Raw genomic sequence first — 15,286 nt, 5'->3', positions numbered from 1 at the left:
ACGCTGCTGTTATTGCGTGGTTAGCCCTACCTGCGGAGTGTCTTTTTAACCTCAAATGACAGAATGATTACACTGCGTAAAAATCAGGTCGAGCCGATAGACAAGGCGATACGTTTCTTCCGTGAGGAGAAGCCCCGACCCAGCCTCATAGTGCTGCCGACGGCGTGGGGCAAGTCAATACTTACGGCATACGTAGCCAAGTACAGCGGCGACCACCTCATAGTACTCCAGCCAAGCAAGGAGCTGCTGGAGCAGAACTACAAGAAGTATATCACCCTGTGCGGAGATTTCGGCTCAAACGCTGGCATTTTTAGTGCCTCCTGCGGACGAAAGGAGATTGCCCCAATAACGTATGCAACCATAGGCTCAATCAAGGCTCTCGGCGCAAAATTCAAGGAATTAGGCTTCACAAAGATGCTCATTGACGAGGCGCACCTGTACCCCCGTGAGGCGGACAGTATGCTGGGGACGTTCCTGCGTGAGAGCGGCATTACTCACGTGCTGGGCATAACGGCTACCCCCGTCAAGCTGCAGACCAACCGTGACCGCGACGGCTGCACGTTCTCGAAGCTCGTAATGCTGACATCGCGGTCAAAGAAAGGCAATTTCTTCAAGGACATAATACACGTCGGGCAGGTGCAGGAAATGGTCGAAATGGGCTTTTGGTCACCCCTCCTGTACACGCAGAACGCTTTCGACAGCAGTATGCTCGTATTCAACTCCAGCAAGAGCGAGTACACCGAGGAAAGCGTACAGAAAGCCTACGACGCTAACGGCGGCACTCAGTCCGTGATAGACGCGCTGGACGCTCACCCCGAGCGGCGGCACGTACTGGCGTTCGTTCCATCCGTGGACGACGCTATACAGCTCTCCAAGCAGTACCCAAGCTCTGGCGTGATATACGGGGAGCAGGACAAGCGAGAGCGTGAGCAGGTGCTGGCTCGTTTCAAGGCTGGGCAGCTGCGCGTGATATTCAACGTGCGCGTCCTCTCCACGGGCTTCGATTACACGGGCATTGACTGCATCGTGTTCGGTATCAGCACCGCCTCGATAGCCCTCTACTATCAGATAGTGGGGCGTGGAACACGTATCGACCCCGACAAGACCGACTGCCTCATAGTTGACCTCGGCGGCAACGTCGAGCGTTTCGGCAAGGTAGAGGATATCGTGTTCGAGCAGGGCAAGATATGGCGCATGTTCGGCTCGGGAGGACGGCTCCTCTCGGGTATTCCTATTCACGACATCGGCAAGTACACCAAGGCGGACACCGCAATGGTTGACCGTCAGGCGGCTCAGCCGATAGAGACAATGCCGTTCGGCAAGTACAAGGGAGAGCGGCTGCGCGACGTCCCGATGCAGTATAGGCAGTGGATGATACGCACGTTCGACTGGAACGCCAAGAACGAGAAATTACGCACTTCGATAATAGCTTCAATGCAATGAAAAATACGATTGTTATACACAGAGACTGGCTGATACCCACCGATGAGATGAGCGACGCAGAATACCGCGAGTACTTGGGCGCGATATTCGCCTACGCTTTTGAGGGGAAACGTCCCGAGGACAGGTCGCTACGTATGCTCCTGCGCCTCGTATTCCAGCATATAGATAACTACGAAGCCAAGTACGACAAGTCTATCCAGCAGCGCAAGGAGGCTGTGCGGAAACGCTGGGAACGCTACCGCAAGGAACACGGCTTGGACGCTCCTACGGCAGATACGACCGTATGCGACACTATACGAGACAATACGGGAGATACTGTTACTGTAACTGATACCGTAACTGGAACTGGAACTGGAACGGATACTGGTGTACCAGTAGAACTGGGTACGGAGAATAAAGAAAAAACTCCTAACGGAGTAAAAAAGAAAGTCGCGGCGGCTACCGCAGCTCCCGTCGCGCCACAGCAGGAGGGCAAGGCGAAACGCTTCACTCGCCCCTCTGTCGAGGAGGTCAGGGCGTACTGCGCGGAGAGGGGCAACGCCGTCAACGCGGAGGCGTTCGTGGACTTCTACGAGAGCAAGGGCTGGAAAGTGGGCAACAGCCCCATGAAAGACTGGCGAGCATCCGTCCGCACGTGGGAGAAGCGCGACGGACGGGGCGCAAGGAGGACTGCCAGCCCGAACAGCGGCGCGACCCTCGGCGTGGACGAGTGGATAGACGAGCAGGGCAACCGCCTCTACGGGAGCGGCAAGCGCGTCCCGATGAGCGCACCTCCCCGTCCTGGGGCTGATTACTACTGGAGCAGGGAGTCTAACAGCTGGATAGCAGGAGTGTAGGCGTATGAGCAGTTTCAATTGGGAAAAGTTCGGCATCGAGGGCATACCACACGGGCGCACCTCGGGCAACATCAAGGTGTACTGTCCGCAGTGCCGCGACCAGCGTCACGACAAGCGCGACAAGTCCCTCTCCTGCAACCTCGCCACTGGGGCGTTCAACTGCCACTACTGCGGCTTCGCAGGCAACGCCACAGAGTACACCGACGACGAGAAAAAGCGGTGGATGGAGCAGCAGCCGTGGTTCACCCCGAAGCAGATACGACGCGAGCCGAAGACCTACAAGAAGCCCAAGTCAACGGGCAGTCCTCGGCTCTCGGACAGGGCGGTGGCGTGGTTCGCCAGCCGTGGCATAAGCACGGCTACACTCACCGCCATGCGCATCACCGAGGGGTCGGAATGGATGCCGCAGAAGAACGGGCAGGCGAACACCATACAGTTCAACTACTACCGAGGCGGCGAGCTGGTGAACACCAAGTTCCGCACGGGCGACAAGTGCTTCAAGCTGGTGTCGGGGGCGGAACTCCTGCCCTACAACATCGACGCTATCAAGGGCTGCTCCGAGTGCATCATCACCGAGGGCGAGATGGACGCGCTGACGTTCTACGAGTGCGGACGGCACGACGTGGTGAGCGTCCCCAACGGGGCTAATGCCAATCTGTCCTACCTCGACGACTACATCGAGGAGTACTTCGACGACAAGGAGACAATCTACATAGCTTCCGACACCGACACCAAGGGCGTAGTGCTGCGCGACGAGCTGCTACGCCGTTTTGGTGCGGAGCGATGCAGGGTGCTGGAGTACGGCGAGGGCTGCAAGGACGCGAACGAGCACCTGATGCGCTACGGACGGGAGAGCCTGCTGAAATGCATAGCCGACGCTCCCGAAATCAAGTACGAGGGCGTGTTCACGGTGAGCGACTTCGAGACCTCGCTGGACGCTATCTTCGAGAACGGGCTGCAACGGGGACTGACCATAGGTCACGACAACCTCGACCGCCTGCTCTCCTTTGAGACCAAGAGGCTGTGCGTGGTGACGGGTATCCCAGGCAGCGGCAAGTCGGAGTTCATCGACGAGATAGCGGAACGGCTGAATATCCGCTACGGCTGGCGTTTCGCCTACTTCTCGCCTGAGAACTTCCCCCTCGCGTATCACGCCAGCAAGCTCATCGAGAAGTTCGTGGGCAAGAAGTTCAGCCGCAACACAATGACCTACGGCGAATACAGACAGGTCAAGGAACGGCTGGAGAGGGACTTCTTCTTCATTGCCCCCGAATCCGACTACAAGGTGGACAGCATACTGGATCGAGCCAAGTACCTCGTGCGCCGCAAGGGCATCAAGGGGCTGGTCATCGACCCGTACAACCGACTGGAGAACGAGCAGGGACGCTCCAACGAGACGCAGTACATCAGCAACCTGCTCGACAAGCTCACGAGCTTCGCCCAGCGCAACGACGTGCTGATTATCCTCATGGCGCACCCGACCAAGATGCAGAAGAACAAGGAGGGAAACATCGAGATACCCAACCTGTACGACATCAGCGGCTCGGCGAACTTCTACAACAAGGCGGACTTCGGCATCGTGGTACACCGCCACCGCGCAGAGAACACGGTCGAGGTGCGTGTTCAGAAGGTCAAGTTCAGACACCTCGGAGAGACTGGCAGCGCGTTCTTCCGCTACAACCTGAACAACGGGCGTTACACACCCACGGTGCAGGGCAGCGAACTCGACCCGACGTGGGACAACAGCAACCACCTCGTGGAGGAGGAGAAACGCCAGTACGAAGAGGCGTTCGAGGCAAGCAGACTGGAATTCCCGTTCGACGACGACCTGCCAGACGACGACTGCCCATTCTAATATGGAAACTTATGGAAACTAATATAATATACAATACCGACTGCCTTACTGGATTACACAATATGCCTGACGATAGCATAGATTGTTGTGTTACCTCCCCTCCATATTTCAACCTGCGAGATTATGGCGTAAAAGGGCAAATAGGGCTGGAAGACACCCCAGAACAATACATACAGAAATTGGTCGGAATATTCCATGAGGTAAGGCGAATATTAGCCCCTGCTGGGACATTGTGGGTAAACATTGGAGATTGCTATGTCGGCAGCGGAAAAGGCGCAGCAAAATATCCTGACAATGCCATGAAATACAAACAGGGTACAAATCGAGGGACTGTTGGGTGTTCGGACATAATCAAGAAATTCGACGGATACAAGAAAAAAGACCTCATCGGCATACCTTGGATGCTGGCCTTTGCATTACGGGCAGACGGCTGGTTTCTGCGGCAGGATATTATTTGGGCAAAGCCCAACCCCATGCCGGAAAGTATAAAAGACCGATGTACGAAATCCCATGAATATATCTTCTTGCTCTCCAAATCCCCAAAATATTATTTCGACTGTGAGGCTATACATGAAAAGTCCGTAACAAGAGGAACAATCCGGACAAATCCGACAAATGCGCCTCGATACGGAGGAAACAAATACACGGCGACCCCTGAGAAGTTTTACCGAACAAAAAGCGGCAACGCATATATCGACAGGGAATTTCGGAACAAACGAGACGTATGGACAGTCCCAACACAACCCCTGCAAGAAGCGCATTTTGCGACGTACCCCGAGAAATTGGTGGCGGACTGCATATTGGCCGGATGCCCAGAAAATGGAATCGTACTCGACCCTTTTATGGGTTCCGGAACAACAGGCATAGTCGCCCGAAAATTAAACCGCAAATATATCGGGTTCGAGTTAAATCCAGAATACATAGAAATCGCCAATAAGCGAATGAGAAAAGAACTCGGATTATTCATTTAACCTAAATGAACGCAAATAATTAACCAATTAAATTACAACATTATGAGCAATTTTGGAATTAAAATTGACCTCCTGAAACTCAAGGGAGCGTTCCTAAAGAACATCAAGGGAAAAACAACTACAAAGCGGTGTCTGATTATCCCCGTGGATGACTGCGATGGCATGTTTCTCGGCGAAAAGGGCTGCTACCTCAATCTAAACGCGATTGAGATGCAGAACCCCCAGTTCAACGACACGCACTGCGTCAAGGTGAACATTCCCAAGGAGCAGCGTGAGGCTATGACCGAGGAGCAGCGCAACGCCGTTCCTATCCTCGGGGGGCTGCGCCCGTTGGAGCGCAAGCAGGAGACAATGCAGGTGAACGGGACGCTCGGGGCTGAGGCGTTCGACCCCTACGACGGGGAAGACCTGCCGTTCTGATTTTACCGCAAGCCACTGACACAAGGTTTATCGTGGTGCGCCCAGCGCGCGCCGCGATAAATCGTGTAGAGGGCGAGAAAACAACGAGAAACAACGTAAAAAGACTATGGACAATAAAGTACCTACCCGAAGTAAGAAAACACCTCTCGCGCAAAATTCGGGAAAAATAACTCGTAAGACCAAGACGCCGCCTCCCCCTGAACACGACCTGTTCACGCGGCTGTGCGCTTCCCAGCTCGGGGCGGAATGCGTCAAGGAATACCGCTTCTACAAGCCGCGCAAGTGGCGTTTCGACTACGCCCTGCCGCTCTACAAGATAGCGGTCGAGGTGGAGGGCGGAGTTTGGACGAGGGGACGGCACGTCCGTCCGCAGGGCTTCCTCTCCGACATGCAGAAATACAATACCGCAGCCCTGCTCGGCTGGAGGGTATTCCGCACAACGCCCGACAAACTCGTGAGCAATGACACGGTTTTGCTGCTTAAAAGTGCAATATCAGGGTCTTTTTCGCCTCAAAAAGAGTGATTTTGGGGTAAAAGTGATTATATTATAAGCGTTTTTCAGTACATTTGCAGGAAATAATCAATTCAAAACAAATATGATACGAGTTTCAGAGTACGTGTCGCTTGGACACCCCGACAAGATTGCCGACTACATCAGTCAGTGGCTGCTCGACCGATACATCGAACATGACCCCGACACGCGCTATGCGGTCGAGGTACAAATCAAGGGGTGGCGCGTCAACCTCGGCGGCGAGGTGTCCTCCAAGTACACAATGAGCAACGAGGAGATAGCCTCGCACGTCCGCGCTGCCGTCAACGGCATAGGCTACACCCGTGACTATATGGCGAAGTGGGGGCACGAGAACGCTATCTGCGGCGACCTCCTCGACGTGGGCATATATATCAGCCAGCAGTCACCCGACATCGCGCAGGGCGTAGACGGGAACAGAGGCTGGGGTGACCAAGGCATTTTCCACGGTATGGCGACCTACACCCCCAAGACCTGCGGAATGCCCGACGACCACACCATAGCCAAGCGGCTCTGCTACCAGCTTTTCCACAGCGGACTGGGCGGACTCGACATCAAGACGCAGGTAGTCATAGAGGACGGGCGGCTCTCCAAGGTCATAGTGGCTATCCCCCTGCTCGAAGATACCCCCGTCGGCAAGGTCAAGCGGTTCATACGCTCGCGGCTGCGCGGTCGCTACAAGCTAATTGTCAACGGCACGGGACGCTACGTTCGGCACTCCTCAATAGCCGACTGCGGCACTACTGGGCGCAAGCTCGCGGTGGACTTCTACGGCGGCAACTGCATCATCGGCGGAGGCTCGCCGTGGACGAAAGACGGCACAAAAGCTGACCTCACTCTCAACCTCGCGGCTCGCCGCCTCGCCAAGAACTACGCATCCCAAAACAAGTGCGACGTGTTTGTTTCCCTCGCCTGCTGCATAGGTAAGCAGGAGGTGGACGTCCTCGTCAAAGACAGGGCGGAAAACGTGCTTCTGCAGGGTCAAATGACCATGAACCCCGACGAACTGCGCAAAGCATACCACCTCGACACCCCCATATACGCCTCTATGTGCCGTTTCGGGCTGTTCGGGGAGTATCAACAGGACAAAGCGTGGGAGTGATTGTAAATTACTAATATTCAAATAGTTATAAGATGAAAACAGAAAAAGTACTGCTGTCGCAGGTGAAAGTAAACTCAGCCAACCCCCGTACCATCACGGAGCGGAAACTGGCGTTGCTGGTGGAGCGTCTGCTGTCGTTCCCCAAGATGATTGAGGTACGTCCCGTAGTGGTGGACGAGAAGATGATAGCTCTCGGCGGTAACATGCGTCTGAGGGCTTTCAGCCGTATCGCGCAAATGCCACTCGACGACATTGCCAAGACACTCGCAGGGACGAAGAACTACCAGCGGCTCTCCAAGGCGGAACAGGAGGCGTTGCTTGCAGCCTGGCAGTCGTGGCTGGAGAAACCGACGCTGCAGATTGTCAAGGCTTCCTCGCTCTCGGAGGCGGAGAAGAAAGAATTCATCATCGCCGACAACGCCTCGTTCGGTGAGTGGGACTTCGACAAACTCGCCAACGAGTGGGACGCTGAAGACCTCTGCAGCTGGGGTGTGGACGTATGGCAACCCGAAAAAACGACATTCAGCAGCGGAAGCCCTGCCGCTCCTGCTGGCGACCTCACTGGCGAGGAGGACGAGGACACGTTCGACCCGACGGGGCTTCCTGCCGAGTTGCAGGGTGAGGACATCAACCCAGACGACCTCCCGAAGATTGAGGGAAGCAACGAGACGGCAATGGAGCGTATCATCATCGTGTTCCCCAAGAGCCGCGCCGAGGAGGTAGCACAGCTCGTAGGCTTGCCGAGTATCGACAAGGTGGTGTACAACATCGACGAGCTGCTGCCGTCGGAGACAGCGGAGGAGGGCTGACGCGCTATGTGCGGTGTGGTCGGCTTCTCAGGCAAGGGAGGGTCACGGGCTCAGTTCGTAGCTCTGTGCAAGCAGTCATGCATACGGGGCGTTCACGCTTTCGGGGCTGCTTGGATTGATACGGGCGGACGCTTGCGATACGTCCGTAGTGTGTCGTATGCAGCCGTAACGGACGCTATCCCAGACCCCCTGCCCGACCGCATCATCTTCCACAACCGCTACTGCACAAGCGGCGACTACCTCGTTCCTGAGAACAACCAGCCTATCGTGTACGCAGACAAGGGCGTCGCCCTCGTATTCAACGGCACGGTGGATATGGGGACAAAGGAGGAGATGGAGGAGCGCAGCGGCTACACCCTGCGGTCGGAGAACGACGGGGAGCTGGTGCTGCTCGACGCTCTCGCTGGCGACCCGTTCCGACGCATCGGCAAGGAGACGGGAGCCTCGTTCGCAGGCATAGTCCTCGGGGTGCAGGCTGACGGATCGCCATATATGTACGCTCTGCGCAACGAAAAACGCCCTCTTTGGGCTTTTGAGACCTCGGCTGGGTACTTTATTGCCTCGACCCGTGATATTGCCTCTCGCGCAAAATTAGACACCCTCTCGGGCGTTCCCGTGACCCCGTACAAGATTATGAAGCTATGAACAGGATTGCAGACTACATACGCTACCACGTGGACAGCAGCCGCGCGCTCGACATAGACCCTCAGATAGAGGCTATACGCTACCTGTGCGACCGCTACGAGCTGAATGAGGAGCAGCGGCTGTGGCTGTGCTTCCTTTTCAGCACCAACTACTGCGTCCCGACGACGTACTTCATGTACAACGAGTTTCCCGACTATCAGACGGTGGACGTGCCGAGGCTGGAGCGGTGGTGGGCTGCAAACCGCGACAAGCTCATCTTTCAGACAGACCGCGCTTGGGTGCGCAGCCGCAACCAGTTCGTGGGCGTGTTCGAGAGCTACCGCCAGCACATACGGCAGTGGTGCGGAGGGAGCGACCTGCAAGCCGAAGCCCTGAACAACCTCTTGGCGGAGGGACAAACTCCTACGGAAAGGTACGCCCTGCTGCTCGACCGCTTCGACGTGGCGCAGTTCGGGCGTTTTACAATGTTCCTCTACTCGGAGCTACTGTACAACATCGGCGGCATTCCTATCGGGGTGCAGTTCGACATACGGGAGGCGGAGAGCAGCCGCAACGGGCTTGTGTTCGCGCTCGGGCTGGAGAATGAGGCGTACACTGGGCGCACGGGAAAGACCCTGCCCGAAGATACCATAGCCGTACTGAACAGCGGACTGCGCTACATCGTGAACCGTATTCAGGAGCTGCCTATCAACCCGAGGCACAAGACGCTATGGAGCATCGAGACCACCTTATGCGCCTACAAGAAGCACGTATTGAGGGGAAGCCGCTGGGTCGGTTACTACATAGAACGTATGCGCAGGGAGATAGTGAAATTGCAGTCCTCGACGGGCAAACGGGCTGGCGGCGGCGTGTCGTGGCTCCCCCTTTGGCAGTTCAGGGCTGAGACGTATGACAAACGATTTTTGAACGAGTACAAGCAATGAAAACCTGCATATTCATAACTGGCACAAATGCCGTCGGAAAGTCGGCTCTCGCGTGGGCACTCATCGAGTGCTTCGGGGGTGTTGACCGAATACAGGCTGACGTGACGTACTGCGCACAAGGCAGCGTGTGCCTCGCTGGGAAATACGGCGTCACTCGCTTCGGGGGTGTTGACCGTATCACCAACGAGAACGGGGCGAGCTGCACATCAAGGCTCGCCGAAGTCGTAGAGGAGGGATTGAGGAATTCCGACACAATCATCTGCGAGGGTAGCTTCATGAATACTTTTGGTCTGAACCTCACAAACGCCATGTTCAAAGCTGACCGCCACCCGCTGGTGAGCCTGTGGACGGACAGCAAGACAATATACGACCGCCTGACGAGCCGCAGCAACGGCAAGTACGGCAACGGGAAGCGCAATTTCCCCAAGATAATAACCAAGCAGAGGCAGGCTATGGTAGCTGCTCGCAAGTGGCAGTCTATCGGGGTCAAGGTTCTGCAGTTCAACACGGCTCAGACAACCATAGAGGAGGAACTGACCGCCATACTGAAAGCTATAGGAAAGGAGGAGTACTGCAATGACAACAAGTGACTACAACGACACCGCCGTGAAGGACATCTGCTACAACTGCGGCTCGCCCGTGGCGAAGCAGTCGTACAACTATTTCCGCAGGCTGGACTACGTTACTGGAGGCAAGGTGTGGAGCAAGGTGTGGAGCAAGGGTGATACGCCCGTCGCGTTCTACTACGCCAACCGCTGCCGCGACCACGTCCGCCTCATTGAGATAGCCGTCCGCACGGAATACCAAGGCACGGGAATGGGGCGCAGGGTGCTTTTCGACCTGCTCGCCCGTATGAAGCAGAACGGGCTGTACAAGCTCACGTTCCGCACCCCTATGAACGAGGACGCTCACGGTTTTTGGCTGCACCTCGGGGCAAGGATAGTGGACGTGAAAGGAAGCGACTACGAAATGGAGATAACAATCAAATAATCATACTACTATGGCATATTATCAATCACCAAGATGGACTGCGGAGATAGCCGACTGCTCTATGCCGATGACGTTCGACACCTACAGCAACTGCTCATTCGGCTGCATCTACTGCTTCTCCCAGTACCAGCGCGGTATCGGGGGCGCGAAAGAACACTACCTCGCCAAGGAGGTCAACCCCGTGAACGTGAAGAAAATCAAGCAGATGTTCCTGCACCCCGACGAGCACGCAGGGCAGTTCGCTGAGTACATCAAGCAACGCCGCGTGATGCAGTGGGGCGGACTGTCAGACCAGTTCGACGGCTTCGAGCGCAAGTACGGAGTGACCCTCGAGCTGCTGCGCTTCTTCAAGGAGATAGACTACCCTCTGTGCTTCTCTACCAAGGCTACGTGGTGGACGCAGGACGAACGCTACATGGAGCTGGTACGGGGGCAGAAGAACTGGAACTTCAAGTTCAGTATCATCACCCTCGACGAGGAGAAAGCTCGACGCATAGAACGGGGCGTACCCTCACCGCTGGCTCGGCTGGAGGCTATCGAGCGCATTGCCGAGGCTGACGCTGGAGGGGCTACCCTGCGACTGCGCCCGTTCATCATTGGCGTATCTACCCCCACCTACCTCGACCTGATACGGGAGGCTGGCAACAGGGGCGCGACGGCTCTCTCAACGGAGTTCTTCTGCGTAGAGCGGCGGTCGCAGACCCTCAAGGAGTGGATGCCAGTGTTCAACGAGCTGTGCGGCTTCGACCTCATGCAGTTCTACATCAAGTACAGCGTCTCTCAGGGCTACCTGCGTCTCAACCGCAAGGTGAAAGCACCTTTCATACGCAATATGCAAGCCCTCTGCGAGGAACTCGGTATGCGCTTCTACGTGTCCGACGCGCACTTCAAGGAGCTGTGCTGCAACGGCTCGTGCTGCGGCTTGCCTGCTGACTGGAACTATTCCAAAGGGCAGTTCTGCGAGGCTCTGCAGATAGCCAAGGCGAAAGGCTCGGTGCGCTGGGACGACATCAAGGCGGACATTGAGAGCCTGCACCAGTACGACTGGGGACGGGCAGTCGGCTTCAACGCCAACAGCTCCGAGAAACGCGCCCAGTTCTACGGTATGAGTATGGCTGAGTATATGCGCTGGCTGTGGAACAATCCGCAGGCAGGGCAAAGCCCGTACAAGATGTTCGAGGGCGTGATGCAGCCGTCGGGCAAGGACGAGAACGGGAATATCATCTACACCTACAACAAGGAGAGAACATTATGAGCAACACATCAAGACGAAACCACATCAAGCAGGGGCGGATGCTGATAGTAGCCGACCTGTACAAGCGCGGCTGGAGCATAAGGAAGATTGCGGCGGAGGTGAGCAGCCGTATGAACACCACCTGCTCCACACGCACCATTTGGAGGGACATTCAAGACCTCCTCGACGAGTGGCGCAGCCTCCGTATCAACGACGTTGACCAGCGTCTGCAGCTGGAGCTGGAACGTATCGACGACGCGGTGTGCGAGCTATGGGAGCAGTGGGACAAGAGCAAGGAGAACTGGGTGCGTGAGTATAACAAGCGCGTCGGCGTTCCCGTACCCGTCACGGACGGCAACGGTCAGCCAGTAGGCGAACAGTCCGAGATACAGACCGTCAAGCGCGAGAATACCACGGAGAACGTAGTTGGGCTGGGCGACCCCCGTTACATTGCGGAGATACGCCAGCAGCTCGCAGAGAGGCGCAAGCTCCTCGGGCTGTACGCAGCTACCAAGACCGAGGTCACGGGCAAGGACGGCACACCGCTGATACCTGCCGAGAAGATGACCGAGGAGGAGATACAAGCCGAGATAGACAAGATACGGGCAAGCAGGAACAGTTGATGGACGAACTATGGACTACGATATGGCAATGCGAGAATTGGAACTGGAAAGGGAGTTGCACAGGAGGAGCGCGGCGGAGCGTTTTCCCGTGTTTCTCGACTACACTATGCCCTCGTATAGCCGACAGTGGTTCCATACGCTCATCGCGGAAAAGTGCCAGCAGCTCATCGAGGGGACGCTGGGTACTGACCGCCTAATGCTGTTCGTTCCTCCCCAGCACGGCAAGAGCGAGATAGTCAGCCGCAAGTTCCCTGCTTGGGTACTGGGGCGCAACCCCCTGATGAAGATTGTCGGAAGCTCGTATTCCGCAGACCTCGCCCAGCAGTTCTCCCGTTCCATTCAGCGCACCATAGACAGCCCCGAGTACGCCTCCGTATTCCCGAACACGTACCTGAACAACAGCAACGTGAAGAACGACGCGCGCAGGGGCTGGCTGCGCAACGTGGACTTGTTCGAGACAGTGGGCTTCGGGGGCTTCTACAAGGCTGTCGGCGTGGGCGGCTCGCTCACGGGTACGCCCGTGGACTTGGGTATCATCGACGACCCTGTCAAAGACGCTATCGAGGCTGGCTCGCAGACCTACCGCGACCGCAACTGGGACTGGTACACCGACGTGTTCCTCACCCGTCTGCACAACAAGAGCAAGCAGATACTGATTATGACCCGTTGGCACGAGGACGACCTGGCAGGGCGGCTCCTCGACCGCGAGGCGGACAAGTGGACGGTGATCCGAATACCTGCCATACGGGAAGACCTTACCCTGCCCGAAGACCCCCGTGAGGTCGGAGAGGCACTATGGGAGGAGCGGCACTCCCTCGAACGGCTCACCGCCACCGAGCAGCGCAGCCCGAGGACGTTCGCAGCCCTGTACCAGCAGCGTCCTACCGTCGCAGGCGGTAACATCGTCAAGCGCGACTGGTTCAAGCACGTCTCGCCGCACGACTTCAAGCGCATACACAGCAGCGAGCCTGTGGTGTTCTTCCTCGATACCGCCTACACTGACAAGACCAGTAACGACCCGACGGGCATTATTGCCACCTGCAAGATAGGAGGCGACCTCTACGTGACCCACGCCCACAAGGTCAATATGAAGTTCCCCGACCTGCTGCGCTTCATACCGCCGTATGTCACGGAGCACGGCTACTCAGCCAGCAGCTCAATACGCATTGAGCCAAAGGCGAACGGGCTTTCCGTGATAGACCAGCTGAAAGAGAACACCCCGTTCAACGTAGTGTGTACGAAGTCCCCGAAAGACAGCAAGGAAACACGTTTATTTGCCGCCTCGCCAACGGTTGAGAGCGGTCGTGTAATACTTGTTGACGGGGCGTGGAACGAGGCGTTCGAGGATGAAATTTGCGGCTTCCCGTCGAAGCCTCACGACGAGTTCGTTGACCTCCTCTGCTATGCGGTGGACTACCATATCAGCAACCCGTTCAAGCCGATAGACCGCAAGCGTCTGTCGCGACAAGTGTATTGATTGTTCAACCCAATAATTTCTACAGGTATGACTATAGACGAAATCCTCAATTCAGGGCTGACACCAGCAGCTATGATAGCAGCCCTCAAAGACAAGTCCGTCATTGTCCCCTCGTGGGGCGGAAGGCGCGGACTGCTGCACGAGTATGACCCACGCAAGCACCCCGTAATGTGCAAGGCGCAGTACCCCGACATCACCAACGACGACGGCTCGGTGGAACTTGTGACGCGCATCACCTGCAACCTCCAGCAGCTCGCTACAAAGCGTATGACGGAGCTGATAACGGGCATTCCCGTCCGCCGCGTGTACAAGCCCGAGAACGAGCGGCAGAAGGAGGTGGCGGCGTACATCGAGAAAATCTACGAGCGCAACCGCATAGACAGCGTGAACATCGAGCGGTGCAACATGCTGTTCGCTGGGTGCGAGGTAATGACCCTATGGTACGCCGTCGAGGAGCGGAACAACATCTACGGCTTCAACTCGCCCCTGAAGATGCGCTGCCGCAATTTCTCCCCAATGCTGGGTGACGAGCTGTACCCACTGTTCGACGAGTACGGGGATATGATAGCCCTGTCCGTGGGCTACACACGGAAGAAGCTCGGCAAGACCGTATCCTACTTCGACGCCTACACAGCAGACCGCCACATCAAGTGGAGCAACGAACGTAACAGCGGCTGGGAGGTAATGGAGGACGAGGTGAACGCCCTCGGCAAGATACCTGCCGTGTACACGTTCCGACCGACCCCCATTTGGGAGGACACCAGCCGTATCGTGTTCGAGATTGAGTGGGCGTTGAGCCGCAACGGTAACTACCTCCGCAAGAACTCCAAGCCCGTGTTCATCGTGTTCGCCGACGAGCAGATACAGTACGGCGACGAGCAGAGCCAAGACCGCGAGTTCCGCTCAATCATGCAGTATCCGAAAGGCAGTGCGGCGCAGTACGTCACTTGGCAGCAGGCGGTCGAGAACCTCAAGTTCTACGTGGCGGAGCTTCGCCAGTCATTCTTCACCCAGTTGCAGCTCCCCGACTGGAGCTATGAGAGTATGAAGTCCAACCCTATGAGCGGCGAGAGCCGCAAGCAGCTGTTCATCGACGCCCAGCTGAAAGTCAAAGACGAGAGCGGCAGGCTCATTGAGTTCTACGACCGCGAGGTGAACGTGGTCAAGGCGTTTGTCAAGGCGTCGCTCCCGACCTCCTACCACGCCGACATCGACGCCCTCCCCGTTGAGAACGTCATCACGCCGTTCACTATCACGGACGAGAAAGACACTATCACCAACCTCACCACCGCTAACGGGGGCAAGCCGCTCATCAGCCACCGCGAGAGTATCGAAATGTACGGTCACTCTACCGACGTTGACAAGACCCTGCAGGAGATAGCGGAGGACGAGGCCCTGGACGCATTTGAACCAACCATATAAACAATAA

At 56.6% G+C, this 15,286-nt stretch carries 16 protein-coding genes; all 16 read left to right on the top strand.

Annotation, left to right across the window (positions count from 1 at the left end; genetic code table 11):
- Positions 1-63 precede the first annotated feature (63 nt).
- The gene (locus ABGT65_RS08180) at positions 64-1,443 is read left to right on the top strand and encodes a putative quorum-sensing-regulated virulence factor (protein ID WP_346701224.1); all 1,380 of its coding nucleotides are present in this window, start codon (positions 64-66) and stop codon (positions 1,441-1,443) included.
- The gene (locus ABGT65_RS08175; RefSeq protein WP_346701222.1) at positions 1,440-2,279 is read left to right on the top strand and encodes a DUF6291 domain-containing protein; all 840 of its coding nucleotides are present in this window, start codon (positions 1,440-1,442) and stop codon (positions 2,277-2,279) included. The genes ABGT65_RS08180 and ABGT65_RS08175 overlap by 4 nt, the downstream gene beginning before the upstream one ends.
- Positions 2,280-2,283: 4 nt before the next feature.
- Entirely contained in the window at positions 2,284-4,134 is a 1,851-nt protein-coding gene (locus tag ABGT65_RS08170) for a bifunctional DNA primase/helicase (RefSeq protein WP_346701220.1), read from the top strand.
- Between the two features lie 11 nt (positions 4,135-4,145).
- On the top strand, positions 4,146-5,105 hold the full coding sequence (locus tag ABGT65_RS08165) for a site-specific DNA-methyltransferase (RefSeq protein ID WP_346701219.1): 960 nt from the start codon (positions 4,146-4,148) through the stop codon (positions 5,103-5,105).
- Between the two features lie 42 nt (positions 5,106-5,147).
- Positions 5,148-5,525 (top strand): hypothetical protein, encoded by a 378-nt coding sequence (locus tag ABGT65_RS08160; protein WP_346701217.1) that lies wholly within the window; start codon positions 5,148-5,150, stop codon positions 5,523-5,525.
- A 106-nt stretch (positions 5,526-5,631) separates the two neighbouring features.
- Positions 5,632-6,048: a hypothetical protein gene (locus ABGT65_RS08155; RefSeq protein ID WP_346701215.1), complete on the top strand. Its 417-nt coding sequence runs from the start codon at positions 5,632-5,634 to the stop codon at positions 6,046-6,048.
- A 73-nt stretch (positions 6,049-6,121) separates the two neighbouring features.
- Complete coding sequence (locus tag ABGT65_RS08150; protein WP_346701213.1) at positions 6,122-7,156, top strand: methionine adenosyltransferase domain-containing protein; 1,035 nt, start codon at positions 6,122-6,124, stop codon at positions 7,154-7,156.
- 32 nt (positions 7,157-7,188) lie between these two features.
- Positions 7,189-7,965, top strand: a complete 777-nt coding sequence (locus tag ABGT65_RS08145; RefSeq protein WP_346701211.1) for a hypothetical protein — start codon at positions 7,189-7,191, stop codon at positions 7,963-7,965.
- Between the two features lie 150 nt (positions 7,966-8,115).
- Positions 8,116-8,610, top strand: a complete 495-nt coding sequence (locus tag ABGT65_RS08140; RefSeq protein ID WP_346701210.1) for a hypothetical protein — start codon at positions 8,116-8,118, stop codon at positions 8,608-8,610.
- Entirely contained in the window at positions 8,607-9,533 is a 927-nt protein-coding gene (locus ABGT65_RS08135) for a hypothetical protein (RefSeq protein WP_346701208.1), read from the top strand. The genes ABGT65_RS08140 and ABGT65_RS08135 overlap by 4 nt, the downstream gene beginning before the upstream one ends.
- Positions 9,530-10,123: a hypothetical protein gene (locus ABGT65_RS08130; protein WP_346701206.1), complete on the top strand. Its 594-nt coding sequence runs from the start codon at positions 9,530-9,532 to the stop codon at positions 10,121-10,123. Before ABGT65_RS08135 ends, ABGT65_RS08130 begins: the two co-directional genes overlap by 4 nt.
- Entirely contained in the window at positions 10,110-10,523 is a 414-nt protein-coding gene (locus tag ABGT65_RS08125) for a GNAT family N-acetyltransferase (RefSeq protein WP_346701205.1), read from the top strand. The genes ABGT65_RS08130 and ABGT65_RS08125 overlap by 14 nt, the downstream gene beginning before the upstream one ends.
- 10 nt (positions 10,524-10,533) lie before the next feature.
- Entirely contained in the window at positions 10,534-11,778 is a 1,245-nt protein-coding gene (locus tag ABGT65_RS08120) for a radical SAM protein (RefSeq protein WP_346701204.1), read from the top strand.
- Positions 11,775-12,380, top strand: coding sequence for a hypothetical protein (locus ABGT65_RS08115; protein WP_346701202.1), 606 nt, complete (start codon positions 11,775-11,777; stop codon positions 12,378-12,380). The genes ABGT65_RS08120 and ABGT65_RS08115 overlap by 4 nt, the downstream gene beginning before the upstream one ends.
- Positions 12,381-12,390: 10 nt before the next feature.
- Positions 12,391-13,857, top strand: a complete 1,467-nt coding sequence (locus ABGT65_RS08110; protein WP_346701200.1) for a terminase large subunit domain-containing protein — start codon at positions 12,391-12,393, stop codon at positions 13,855-13,857.
- Positions 13,858-13,884: 27 nt separating this feature from the next.
- Positions 13,885-15,279: a phage portal protein gene (locus ABGT65_RS08105; protein ID WP_346701198.1), complete on the top strand. Its 1,395-nt coding sequence runs from the start codon at positions 13,885-13,887 to the stop codon at positions 15,277-15,279.
- Positions 15,280-15,286: the final 7 nt, after the last annotated feature.

This window comes from uncultured Alistipes sp. (genome assembly GCF_963931675.1).
Classification (GTDB): domain Bacteria; phylum Bacteroidota; class Bacteroidia; order Bacteroidales; family Rikenellaceae; genus Alistipes.
The sequence above is the reverse complement of the archived record's forward strand: the minus strand, read 5'-3'. Positions and strand labels throughout refer to the sequence as shown.

Excerpts from the sequence above, each read along its gene's own strand:
- ABGT65_RS08180 (WP_346701224.1), top strand. The coding sequence starts at position 64 with ATGATTACACTGCGTAAAAATCAGGTCGAGCCGATAGACAAGGCGATA.
- ABGT65_RS08175 (WP_346701222.1), top strand. The coding sequence starts at position 1,440 with ATGAAAAATACGATTGTTATACACAGAGACTGGCTGATACCCACCGAT.
- ABGT65_RS08170 (WP_346701220.1), top strand. The coding sequence starts at position 2,284 with ATGAGCAGTTTCAATTGGGAAAAGTTCGGCATCGAGGGCATACCACAC.
- ABGT65_RS08165 (WP_346701219.1), top strand. The coding sequence starts at position 4,146 with ATGGAAACTAATATAATATACAATACCGACTGCCTTACTGGATTACAC.
- ABGT65_RS08160 (WP_346701217.1), top strand. The coding sequence starts at position 5,148 with ATGAGCAATTTTGGAATTAAAATTGACCTCCTGAAACTCAAGGGAGCG.
- ABGT65_RS08155 (WP_346701215.1), top strand. The coding sequence starts at position 5,632 with ATGGACAATAAAGTACCTACCCGAAGTAAGAAAACACCTCTCGCGCAA.
- ABGT65_RS08150 (WP_346701213.1), top strand. The coding sequence starts at position 6,122 with ATGATACGAGTTTCAGAGTACGTGTCGCTTGGACACCCCGACAAGATT.
- ABGT65_RS08145 (WP_346701211.1), top strand. The coding sequence starts at position 7,189 with ATGAAAACAGAAAAAGTACTGCTGTCGCAGGTGAAAGTAAACTCAGCC.
- ABGT65_RS08135 (WP_346701208.1), top strand. The coding sequence starts at position 8,607 with ATGAACAGGATTGCAGACTACATACGCTACCACGTGGACAGCAGCCGC.
- ABGT65_RS08130 (WP_346701206.1), top strand. The coding sequence starts at position 9,530 with ATGAAAACCTGCATATTCATAACTGGCACAAATGCCGTCGGAAAGTCG.
- ABGT65_RS08125 (WP_346701205.1), top strand. The coding sequence starts at position 10,110 with ATGACAACAAGTGACTACAACGACACCGCCGTGAAGGACATCTGCTAC.
- ABGT65_RS08120 (WP_346701204.1), top strand. The coding sequence starts at position 10,534 with ATGGCATATTATCAATCACCAAGATGGACTGCGGAGATAGCCGACTGC.
- ABGT65_RS08115 (WP_346701202.1), top strand. The coding sequence starts at position 11,775 with ATGAGCAACACATCAAGACGAAACCACATCAAGCAGGGGCGGATGCTG.
- ABGT65_RS08110 (WP_346701200.1), top strand. The coding sequence starts at position 12,391 with ATGGACTACGATATGGCAATGCGAGAATTGGAACTGGAAAGGGAGTTG.
- ABGT65_RS08105 (WP_346701198.1), top strand. The coding sequence starts at position 13,885 with ATGACTATAGACGAAATCCTCAATTCAGGGCTGACACCAGCAGCTATG.